This window comes from Streptomyces sp. NPDC002793, assembly GCF_040295485.1.
Taxonomy (GTDB): Bacteria; Actinomycetota; Actinomycetes; order Streptomycetales; family Streptomycetaceae; genus Streptomyces.
Genome location: NZ_JBEOVL010000011.1, coordinates 211,719 through 221,983, shown reverse-complemented (window position 1 = coordinate 221,983; position 10,265 = coordinate 211,719). Strand labels below are relative to the sequence as shown.

Below are 10,265 nucleotides of genomic sequence, written 5' to 3'. Positions count from 1 at the left end.
GCTTCCTTCGGTCCCGTTTCACCGGGGCCCTCCGGGCGCTTCCCTTCGTTCTTGCGTTTCCGACTCTATCAGACTCTTTCGTGTCCGATTCCCGGCCGAAGCGGGTTCCTGCTCGACAGCTAATTCACTGCCGCGCTTTCCAGTTCTTCGCTTCCGCGTTTCCCTTTCCGGCGGTTCCAACTTTACCAGACTCTTTTTCGTTCCGTTTCCGGTCCGAATTTGATTCCGGCGACCTGTGGAGTGGTCTTTGCCTTTCGGCTGATCCGACTTTATCAGAGGTTCTGAGTCGAATTTCCCGCCTCATCGAGGGGCTCCTGGCGCACAGGTGCGCGGGGTGCTTCCCGTTCAGGCGGAATGGCAAACGTACTGGAGCGGGGCGCCTCGATGCAAATCGAGGCGCCCCGCTCCTGGTTGGTGGCCTGACGGCGGCCGTCGGGTCAGACCTCGACGACGACCGGAAGGATCATCGGACGCCGGCGGTAGGTGTCCGACACCCACTTCCCCACCGTGCGCCGCACGAGCTGCTGGAGCTGGTGCGGCTCCATCACCCCGTCCTGCGCCGACTTGTTCAGGGCGTCCTCGACCTTGGGCACCACCGCGGTGAAAGCACCGTCGTCGATGCCGGAGCCGCGGGCCTGGATATGCGGACCGCCCACGATCTTGCCGGACGAACTGTCGACCACGATGAAGACCGAGATGATCCCCTCGTCGCCGAGAATGCGGCGGTCCTTCAGGGATGTCTCCGTGACGTCGCCGACCGAGAGGCCGTCCACGTACACGTAACCGGCCTGGACCTTGCCGACGATCTTCGCCCTGCCGTCGACGAGGTCGACGACGACGCCGTCCTCGGCGATGACGATGTGGTCCTTCGGCACTCCGGTCAGTGCACCGAGTTCGGCGTTGGCCCTGAGATGGCGCCACTCGCCGTGCACCGGCATCAGGTTCTTCGGCTTGCAGATGTTGTAGAAGTACAGCAGTTCGCCGGCCGAGGCGTGACCCGAGACGTGGACCTTCGCGTTGCCCTTGTGGACGACGTGGGCGCCCCAGCGGGTCAGACCGTTGATCACGCGGTAGACCGCGTTCTCGTTGCCGGGGATCAGGGAGGACGCCAGGATCACCGTGTCGCCCGGGACGATCCGGATCTGGTGGTCCCGGTTGGCCATACGGGAGAGAGCGGCCATCGGCTCGCCCTGGGAGCCCGTGCAGACGAGCACGACCTCGTCGTCGGGCAGGTCGTCGAGGGTCTTGACGTCGACGACCAGCCCTGCGGGAACCTTCAGATAGCCCAGGTCACGGGCGATCCCCATGTTGCGGACCATGGACCGGCCGACGAAGGCGACCCTGCGGCCGTACTCGTGAGCGGCGTCCAGGATCTGCTGGATGCGGTGGACGTGGCTGGCGAAGCTGGCCACGATGATGCGCTTCTGCGCGTTGGCGAACACCGTGCGCAGGACGTTGGAGATGTCCTTCTCCGGTGGGACGAACCCGGGGACCTCGGCGTTCGTCGAGTCGGAGAGAAGAAGGTCGATGCCTTCCTCGCTCAGCCGCGCGAAGGCGTGCAGGTCGGTGAGACGGCCGTCCAGCGGGAGCTGGTCCATCTTGAAGTCACCGGTCACGACGGCCATGCCCGCAGGGGTGCGGATGGCGACCGCGAGGGCGTCCGGGATGGAGTGGTTGACCGCGATGAACTCGCAGTCGAACACACCGATGCGCTCACGCTGTCCCTCGGTCACCTCGAGGGTGTAGGGACGGATCCGGTGCTCCTGGAGCTTGGCCTCGATGAGCGCGAGGGTCAGCTTGGAGCCGATGAGGGGGATGTCCGGCTTCAGCCGGAGCAGGTACGGGACGGCGCCGATGTGGTCCTCGTGGCCGTGCGTGAGGACGATGCCCTCGACGTCGTCCAGGCGGTCCCGGATGGTGGTGAAGTCCGGCAGGATCAGGTCGATGCCGGGCTGCTCCTCCTCGGGGAAGAGCACACCGCAGTCGACGATGAGCAGACGGCCGCCGTACTCGAAGACCGTCATGTTGCGGCCGATTTCGCCCAGGCCGCCCAGCGGGGTGACCCGAAGGCCGCCCTTGGGGAGCTTCGGCGGGGTACCGAGTTCAGGATGCGGATGACTCAAAAGACTCTCCTTACCACGCGCGCCACGTACCGCTGAGGGCACGTGGCGCGCATGTCATTCGTGCACTTGCTGTTGTCAGGTGGTGTTTCCGCCGCGAGTGTCCTCGCGTATTCAGTTGTGAAGTCCGTGGTTAGAGCTGTACCCCACCGGCGGCAAGATCGATCTTGAGCTGGGCCGTCTCCTGCGCGGTGAGTTCCACGAGGGGCAGGCGCAGCGGACCGGCGGGCAGGCCCTGCAGGGTGAGCGCGGCCTTGGCAGTGATCACACCCTGGGTGCGGAACATCCCGGTGAAGACCGGGAGCAGCTTCTGGTGGATCTCCGTGGCCTTCTGTACGTCGCCGCCGAGATACGCCTCGATGAGGGCCCTCAGCTCCGGGGTGACGACATGGCCGACGACGGAGACGAACCCGACGGCGCCGACCGAGAGGAGCGGAAGGTTGAGCATGTCGTCGCCGGAGTACCAGGCGAGGCCGGACTGGGCGATGGCCCAGCTGGACCGGCCCAGGTCTCCCTTGGCGTCCTTGTTTGCGACGATCCTGGGGTGCTCGGCGAGTCGCACGAGCGTCTCTGTGTCGATCGGCACACCGCTGCGGCCGGGAATGTCGTACAGCATCACCGGGAGTCCGGTGGAATCCGCGATGGCGTTGAAGTGCCGCAGGAGGCCCTCCTGCGGCGGCTTGTTGTAGTACGGCGTGACGGCGAGGAGGCCGTGGGCGCCGGTGCGCTCGGCGGTACGGGCCAGCTCGATGCTGTGCCGCGTGTCGTTGGTGCCGACGCCGGCGACGACGTGGGCACGGTCTCCTACGGCTTCCAGCACAGCCCGTACGAGCTGGTCTTTCTCCGCGTCGCTGGTGGTCGGGGACTCGCCCGTGGTGCCGTTGACGACCAGGCCGTCATTGCCTGCGTCCACCAGATGGGTGGCGAGCCGCTGGGCGCCGTCGAGGTCGAGTGCGCCGTCCGCCGTAAAGGGCGTGACCATCGCGGTGAGGACCCGCCCGAAGGGGGTCTGCGGAGTGGAGATCGGAGCCATGGGTAACACGCTACTCGTTGCTCGACGCGCCGCGCTCCCTCGGGGGACGAGGAAGAGGAGCCCGGCACTGCCTGCTCGGGGGTTCAAGCAGTGCCGGGTCCGTTTGATCAGCCTAGATGAACTTCATGAAACGCCGCAATACGGACACTGCCTATGGGGCTACCCGTCCATTTTTGTTGAAGGCGGCATGAGTGAGCGGCATCAGGGTCTGCCAGTGCTGTTCCATCTGCTCGCCGACCATCTCGATCTCGCGCTGCGGGAAGGACGGCACCTTGGCCAGTTCGTGCTGGGTGCGCAGGCCCAGGAAGTGCATGAGCGAGCGGGCGTTGCAGGTGGCGTACATCGTGGAGAACAGGCCGACGGGGAGCACCGCGCGGGCGACCTCGCGGGCGACCCCGGCCGCGAGCATCTCCTGGTAGGCGTCGTACGCCTGGCGGTACGAGTCCTCCATGGCGCGGCTCGTGAGCTGGTGCTGCTCGGGGGTTCCCTCGACGAATTCGTACTTGCCGGGGCGGCCCTGCTGGATGAGCTTGCGGGACTCCCCCGGTACGTAGAAGACCGGCTCGAGCTCCCTGTAACGGCCCGATTCCTCGTTGTACGACCAGCCCACGCGGTGCCGCATGAACTCGCGGAACACGAAGATCGGGGCGCTGATGAAGAAGGTCATCGAGTTGTGCTCGAACGGGCTGCCGTGCCGGTCCCGCATCAGGTAATTGATGAGGCCCTTGGAACGCTCGGGGTCCTTGGTGACCTCTTCCAGGGACTGCTCCCCGGCCGTGGACACGCGGGCTGCGAACAGCACGTCGGAGTCGCTGGCCGCTGATTTCACCAGGTCAACGGTGACATCGCTGCGGAAGTGGGCCTTCGTGGGCTCGGGGGTGTCGGTCACCGGCGGGGGTCCTTCCAATGGCGTCGCTCGGGCGGCGTCCACTCTACGGGCCTCGGGGGCGGCATCCGTCAGCGGGAAATCTTGGACGGGTTCGGCGATTCGGGGCACCGATCGGGCCTCTCGTACGTCTGACTCATTAGCAGCACCCGTCACAGAGTTCAAGGAGAGTTTCCTCATGTTCCGCCGGCGTGAATCCGTCCCGTTCTCGTTCGTCGCCGAGTCCGACCGATTCCGCAGTAATGTCACCCCGCCTCCCCGCCGGCGTGCCAGCCGCTCGCAGCTGGCCGCTCATTGCCTCGTAGGTCTGACGCTGGTCGCCGGCTTCGCCGGATCGCTGCTTCTCGGCCTGCCCGCGCTCGACACCGACCGGACGCCGTCCCACGGCCAGACGTCCGAGGCCTCCCGGCACCGCTGACCCGTACGGACCCCCTGGGGTGGTCGGCCGGAGGGCTGCTCGGTAGCCTCACCGGGCACAGCAATCGAGCGTGCTTGTGAGTGAGGATCAGTCGTGCCCCTGCCCTTCCTGACGGCCGACCGCGCATTCGACGCGGACGCAGAGGACATCGCACTGCCGTTCGACGACCATGACAGCTGGCGGCGACCCTACCGACCCGGCCCGTGGCGCGTCGCGGCAGCAGCCACCCTGCTGCTCCTGGCGTCCTTCGTGCTGCTCGCCGCGATGATCATCACGTTCGCCGGGTCACTGTCCGGTGCCTCCGCGTGCTTCGTCATCGCCGGCATCATGATCGTGGGTGCGCTTCGGCTCCTGCGGGTCGGTGCCTGGGTGAGCCGGCACGGCGTGCGCCGCGTGGGCTTCTTCCGTACGACCACCGTGCGGTGGCAGGACGCCGCCACGGTGCGCACGGTGCAGCAGCCGGTGAAGTGGCTCGGCCTCCCGCGGACCGTCCAGGGACAGGCCCTGATCGTGGTGCGCAGGAGCGGCGAGCCGCTGCCGCCCCTGGTCACCGACCACAACGGGGACTTCCTGGCCCGCGCGGAGGCGTTCGAGCGCGCCACGGACTCGATCGAGGCGTGGGACGCCGAGTACCGCACGGGCTGACGGCAGAAGGCCCCGGAAGGGGCCGCGGAGAACACGCACAAGCCGGTACGGCGCCGCTCAGGCGCGTACCGGCTTGTTCGCGTGCAGGGCGATGGCACGCTGCATCGCCTTACGGGCGCGTGGGGTGTCCCTCGCGTCCTGGTAGGCGACCGCCAGCCGGAACCAGCAGCGCCAGTCGTCCGGGCTGTCCTCGGTCTCCTCACGGCGCCGCGTGAACACGGCGTCGGCGGAATCGCGGTCGATGCGTCCGGACGGGGTGCGCAGCAGCTCGTCGACGGGGAGACCGCCCTCCGCGTCCAGCTCGGCCGCAAGGGCGTTGGCCCTGCGGACGAACTGGGTGTTCTTCCAGAGGAACCAGATCCCGATCACCGGCAGGATCAGTACCGCGACGCCGAAGGTGACCGTGAGCAGGGTGCCGTGCCGGATGAGCATGAGGCCCCGGCTGCCGGCCAGGACGAAGTAGAAGACCAGGACGGCGGCGGTGACGGCGTAGGTGAGCTTTGCGCGCATGGGGTTGGGCCCAGTCAGTTCAGGTCGAGGAAGTGTTCCAGGCCGAAGGTGAGGCCGGGAGTGGTCACCACGCGGCGGGTGCCGAGCAGGATGCCCGGCATGAAGCTGCTGTGGTGCAGGGAGTCGTGACGGATGGTGAGGGTCTCCCCCTCGCTGCCGAGCAGGACCTCCTGGTGGGCGAGGAGGCCGCGGAGCCGGACCGAGTGGACCGGGATCCCGTCGACGTCCGCGCCGCGCGCACCGTCCAGCGCCGTGACGGTGGCGTCGGGCTGCGGAGCCGCACCGGCCCTCTCACGGGCCGCGGCGATGAGCTGTGCGGTGCGGGTGGCCGTACCGGAGGGGGCGTCGGCCTTGTTCGGATGGTGCAGCTCGATGACCTCGACGGACTCGAAGTAGCGGGCGGCCTGTTCCGCGAACCTCATCGTGAGGACCGCGCCGATGGAGAAGTTCGGCGCGATGAGCACACCGGTCCCCGGCGAACCGGAGAGCCAGGTGTTCAGCTGCGCGAGCCGTTCGTCGGTCCAGCCCGTGGTGCCGACGACCGCGTGGATCCCGTGCCGTACGCAGAAGTCGAGGTTGTCCATCACCGACGCGGGTGTGGTCAGCTCGACGACCGCCTGGGCGCCGGTCTCCTTCAGGGTCTCCAGCGTGTCGCCGCGGCCGAGCGCGGCCACCAGCTCCATGTCGTCGGCGGCCTCCACGGCTCGTGCCGCCTCGGAACCGATGCGTCCCTTGGCGCCGAGAACGGCTACGCGCAACTTGCTCATGTGCTCTTTCCTTACGGAGTGGTGAGAGAGACCGCTTCCTGGAGGCGGTCCGCCTGCTTGCCCTTCAGCGGGCCGATGACCGAGAGCGAGGGCCGCTGTCCGAGGACGTCGGCCGCCACCGCCCGGACCTCGTCCGGGGTGACCGCAGCGATCTTGGCCAGCATGTCATCGACGGACATCTGTTCGCCCCAGCAGAGCTCACTCTTCCCGATGCGGTTCATGAGCGCGCCCGTGTCCTCGAGGCCGAGGACGGTGGAACCGGCGAGCTGGCCGACTGCGCGGCCGATCTCCTCGTCTCCGAGTCCGTCGCTCGCCACGCGGTCCAGCTCGTCGCGGCAGATCTTCAGGACGTCGTGCACCTGGCTGGGCCGGCAGCCCGCGTACACGCCGAAGAGCCCGCAGTCGGCGAAGCCCGAGGTGTACGAGTACACGCTGTAGGCGAGGCCGCGCTTCTCCCGCACCTCCTGGAAGAGGCGGGAGCTCATGCCTCCGCCGAGCGCCGTGTTCAGCACGCCGAGGGCCCAGCGGCGCTCGTCCGTCCTGGCCAGGCCGGGCATGCCGAGGACGACGTGGGCCTGCTCGGTCTTCCGGTTCAGCAGTTCGAAGCGGCCCGCGGCGCGCAGGGCACGGGACCCCTGACGCGGTGCCGTGGGCACGGCGTCGGTGCGGCTCAGGGCCCCTGCCCGCTCGAACGCCTTGCGGACCTGTCGTACGACCGTGGCGTGGTCGACGTTGCCGGCGGCGGCGACGACCAGATGCGTGGGGTCGTAGTGCTTCTTGTAGAAGCGGGCGATCTGGCCTCGGTCGAGCGCGTTGATCGTGTCGACGGTACCGAGGACGGGGCGACCCAGCGGGGTGTCGCCGAGCATGGTGTGCGCGAACAGGTCGTGCACGCAGTCGCCCGGGTCGTCCTCCGTCATCGCGATCTCCTCGAGGATGACGCCGCGCTCGGCGTCGACGTCCTCCGGGGCGATCAGGGAGCCGGTCAGCATGTCGCAGACGACATCGATGGCCAGCGGCAGGTCGGTGTCCAGGACCCGCGCGTAGTAGCAGGTGTACTCCTTCGCCGTGAAGGCGTTCATCTCGCCGCCGACCGCGTCGATCGCGGACGAGATGTCGAGGGCACTGCGCTTGGCCGTGCCCTTGAAGAGGAGGTGTTCGAGGTAGTGCGTCGCGCCGTTCAGGGTGGGCGTCTCGTCGCGTGATCCGACGTTGGCCCAGATCCCGAAGGTGGCGGAGCGTACGGAGGGCAGCGACTCGGTGACGACCCGGAGACCGCCCGGGAGGACGGTGCGGCGGACCGTACCGATGCCGTTGTTGCCCTTGAGAAGCGTTTGGGTACGGGCGACGGCCCGCCCCTCCGAGGAGGGGCGGGCCGTCGTCACGGAACTACGGGACGTCACTTGTCGGTGTCGTCCTTCTTCTCGTCGGCCTCTTCGCCCTCGATCACGGGGATCAGGGAGAGCTTGCCGCGGGAGTCGATCTCCGCGATCTCGACCTGCACCTTGGCGCCGACGCCGAGCACGTCCTCGACGTTCTCCACGCGCTTGCCACCGGCGAGCTTGCGGATCTGCGAGATGTGCAGCAGACCGTCCTTGCCGGGCATCAGGGAGACGAACGCACCGAAGGTGGTGGTCTTGACGACCGTACCCAGGTAACGCTCGCCGACCTCCGGCATGGTCGGGTTGGCGATGGCGTTGATCGTGGCGCGGGCGGCCTCGGCCTGCGAACCCTGCTGGGCACCGATGTAGATGGTGCCGTCGTCCTCGATCGTGATGTCGGCGCCGGTGTCCTCCTGGATCTGGTTGATCATCTTGCCCTTGGGGCCGATGACCTCACCGATCTTGTCCACGGGGATCTTGACGGTGATGATCCGCGGGGCGTTCGGGGACATCTCGTCCGGGACGTCGATGGCCTCGTTCATGACGTCCAGGATGTGCAGACGCGCGTCACGGGCCTGCTTCAGCGCGGCGGCCAGGACCGAGGCGGGGATGCCGTCGAGCTTGGTGTCGAGCTGGAGCGCGGTCACGAACTGCTTCGTACCGGCGACCTTGAAGTCCATGTCGCCGAAGGCGTCCTCCGCACCGAGGATGTCGGTGAGGGCGACGTAGTGGGTCTTGCCGTCGATCTCCTGCGAGATCAGGCCCATGGCGATACCGGCGACGGCGGCCTTGAGGGGCACACCGGCGTTCAGCAGGGACATGGTGGAGGCGCAGACCGAGCCCATGGACGTCGAGCCGTTGGAGCCCAGCGCCTCGGAGACCTGGCGGATCGCGTAGGGGAACTCCTCGCGCGACGGCAGCACCGGCACGATGGCGCGCTCGGCGAGCGCGCCGTGGCCGATCTCACGGCGCTTGGGCGAGCCCACGCGGCCGGTCTCACCGACGGAGTACGGCGGGAAGTTGTAGTTGTGCATGTAGCGCTTGCGGGTCACCGGGGAGAGGGTGTCCAGCTGCTGCTCCATGCGGAGCATGTTGAGGGTGGTGACGCCCAGGATCTGGGTCTCGCCACGCTCGAACAGCGCCGAACCGTGCACGCGCGGGATGGCCTCGACCTCGGCGGCGAGCGTACGGATATCCGTGACGCCACGGCCGTCGATGCGGACCTTGTCCTTGATGACGCGCTCGCGGACCAGCTTCTTGGTCAGCGCGCGGTAGGCACCCGAGATCTCCTTCTCGCGGCCCTCGAAGGCCGGGAGCAGCTTCTCGCCGGCGATCTCCTTGATGCGGTCCAGCTCCGCCTCGCGCTCCTGCTTGCCGGCGATGGTGAGCGCCTTGGCGAGCTCGGTGCTGACGGCCTTGGTGAGCGCCTCCAGGACGTCGTCCTGGTAGTCGAGGAAGACCGGGAACTCGCCGGTGGGCTTGGCGGCCTTGGCGGCGAGGTCGGACTGGGCCTTGCAGAGCGCCTTGATGAAGGGCTTCGCGGCCTCGAGACCGGCGGCGACGACCTCTTCGGTCGGGGCCTCGGCGCCGTCCTTGACGAGCTGGATGGTCTTCTCGGTGGCCTCGGCCTCGACCATCATGATCGCGACGTCACCGTCGTCGAGGACGCGACCGGCGACGACCATGTCGAAGACGGCGTCCTCGAGCTCGGTGTGCGTCGGGAAGGCGACCCACTGGCCCTTGATCAGGGCGACGCGGGTGGCGCCGATGGGGCCGGAGAAGGGCAGGCCCGCCAGGATCGTGGAAGCGGACGCGGCGTTGATCGCGACCACGTCGTACAGGTGGTCGGGGTTGAGCGCCATGATCGTCTCGACGATCTGGATCTCGTTGCGCAGGCCCTTCTTGAAGGAGGGGCGCAGCGGGCGGTCGATCAGGCGGCAGGTGAGGATCGCGTCCTCGGAGGGCCGGCCCTCACGGCGGAAGAAGGAGCCGGGGATCTTGCCGGCCGCGTACTGCCGCTCCTCGACGTCCACCGTGAGGGGGAAGAAGTCGAGCTGGTCCTTGGGCCGCTTGGAAGCGGTGGTGGCCGACAGCACCATGGTGTCGTCGTCCAGGTACGCGACGGCGGAGCCGGCGGCCTGCTTGGCCAGGCGGCCCGTCTCGAAGCGGATGGTGCGGGTGCCGAAAGTACCGTTGTCGATCACGGCTTCGGCGTAGTGGGTCTCGTTCTCCACTAGTGATTTCTCCATACTCGTCGTCTTTCGTCCTGCCGCCCGTGTGGCGGAGGACGGTGCGGAGAAGCGCACTGTGTGTGCGGGCCGGTCTTCGATCGAAGCTCCCGGGCGTTGTCCCGGGGGCCACTACCGAGGACCGGCGGCGGCCGTGGGGCGCCTCTCCTCGTTCTGGTGTTGTGCGTCCAGGTTACTGAGCCTGACCCCGGTCACGCACGTACAGCAAAGGGAGCGGCCCCCTGGAATCGGGGTGCCGCTCCCTTTCACAGCGTC

General features: G+C 67.9%; 9 protein-coding genes. 2 read left to right on the top strand and 7 right to left on the bottom strand.

Going from position 1 to position 10,265, the window contains the following annotated elements; all coding sequences use genetic code 11:
* Window positions 1-437: 437 nt before the first annotated feature.
* The 3 genes from ABT001_RS13895 to thyX all read right to left on the bottom strand — a co-directional run bounded on the left by ABT001_RS13895 (window position 438) and on the right by thyX (window position 4,042).
* Window positions 438-2,123, bottom strand: a complete 1,686-nt coding sequence (locus ABT001_RS13895) for a ribonuclease J (protein ID WP_351276371.1) — start codon at window positions 2,121-2,123, stop codon at window positions 438-440.
* Window positions 2,124-2,253: 130 nt separating this feature from the next.
* On the bottom strand, window positions 2,254-3,153 hold the full coding sequence (gene dapA, locus ABT001_RS13890; RefSeq protein ID WP_351276369.1) for a 4-hydroxy-tetrahydrodipicolinate synthase: 900 nt from the start codon (window positions 3,151-3,153) through the stop codon (window positions 2,254-2,256).
* A gap of 151 nt (window positions 3,154-3,304) precedes the next feature.
* Complete coding sequence (gene thyX, locus ABT001_RS13885) at window positions 3,305-4,042, bottom strand: FAD-dependent thymidylate synthase (RefSeq protein ID WP_351276367.1); 738 nt, start codon at window positions 4,040-4,042, stop codon at window positions 3,305-3,307.
* Between the two features lie 175 nt (window positions 4,043-4,217).
* On the opposite strand from thyX, the gene ABT001_RS13880 reads away from it, so the two are divergent.
* Both ABT001_RS13880 and ABT001_RS13875 read left to right on the top strand, forming a co-directional pair.
* On the top strand, window positions 4,218-4,457 hold the full coding sequence (locus ABT001_RS13880; protein WP_351276365.1) for a hypothetical protein: 240 nt from the start codon (window positions 4,218-4,220) through the stop codon (window positions 4,455-4,457).
* Between the two features lie 93 nt (window positions 4,458-4,550).
* Window positions 4,551-5,102 carry an SCO5741 family PH domain-containing membrane protein gene (locus ABT001_RS13875; protein WP_351276363.1) on the top strand — a complete coding sequence of 184 codons (552 nt, stop codon included), beginning with the start codon at window positions 4,551-4,553 and terminating at the stop codon, window positions 5,100-5,102.
* Between the two features lie 57 nt (window positions 5,103-5,159).
* On the opposite strand, the gene ABT001_RS13870 is transcribed toward ABT001_RS13875, so the two are convergent.
* The 4 genes from ABT001_RS13870 to ABT001_RS13855 are packed head-to-tail and all read right to left on the bottom strand — an operon-like array spanning window position 5,160 to window position 9,995.
* Window positions 5,160-5,612 carry a tetratricopeptide repeat protein gene (locus tag ABT001_RS13870; protein ID WP_351276361.1) on the bottom strand — a complete coding sequence of 151 codons (453 nt, stop codon included), beginning with the start codon at window positions 5,610-5,612 and terminating at the stop codon, window positions 5,160-5,162.
* A gap of 14 nt (window positions 5,613-5,626) precedes the next feature.
* Window positions 5,627-6,379 carry a 4-hydroxy-tetrahydrodipicolinate reductase gene (dapB, locus tag ABT001_RS13865; RefSeq protein WP_351276359.1) on the bottom strand — a complete coding sequence of 251 codons (753 nt, stop codon included), beginning with the start codon at window positions 6,377-6,379 and terminating at the stop codon, window positions 5,627-5,629.
* 11 nt (window positions 6,380-6,390) lie between these two features.
* A complete protein-coding gene (locus tag ABT001_RS13860; protein WP_351276357.1) occupies window positions 6,391-7,782 on the bottom strand; it encodes a M16 family metallopeptidase in 1,392 nt (463 codons plus the stop codon).
* The gene (locus tag ABT001_RS13855) at window positions 7,779-9,995 is read right to left on the bottom strand and encodes a polyribonucleotide nucleotidyltransferase (protein WP_351276387.1); all 2,217 of its coding nucleotides are present in this window, start codon (window positions 9,993-9,995) and stop codon (window positions 7,779-7,781) included. Before ABT001_RS13855 ends, ABT001_RS13860 begins: the two co-directional genes overlap by 4 nt.
* Window positions 9,996-10,265 lie beyond the last annotated feature (270 nt).

What these genes read in the sequence shown, in the direction of transcription:
- ABT001_RS13880 (WP_351276365.1), top strand. Translation starts at nt 4,218, where the DNA reads ATGTTCCGCCGGCGTGAATCCGTCCCGTTCTCGTTCGTCGCCGAGTCC.
- dapB (WP_351276359.1), bottom strand. Translation starts at nt 6,379, where the DNA reads ATGAGCAAGTTGCGCGTAGCCGTTCTCGGCGCCAAGGGACGCATCGGT.
- dapA (WP_351276369.1), bottom strand. Translation starts at nt 3,153, where the DNA reads ATGGCTCCGATCTCCACTCCGCAGACCCCCTTCGGGCGGGTCCTCACC.
- ABT001_RS13870 (WP_351276361.1), bottom strand. Translation starts at nt 5,612, where the DNA reads ATGCGCGCAAAGCTCACCTACGCCGTCACCGCCGCCGTCCTGGTCTTC.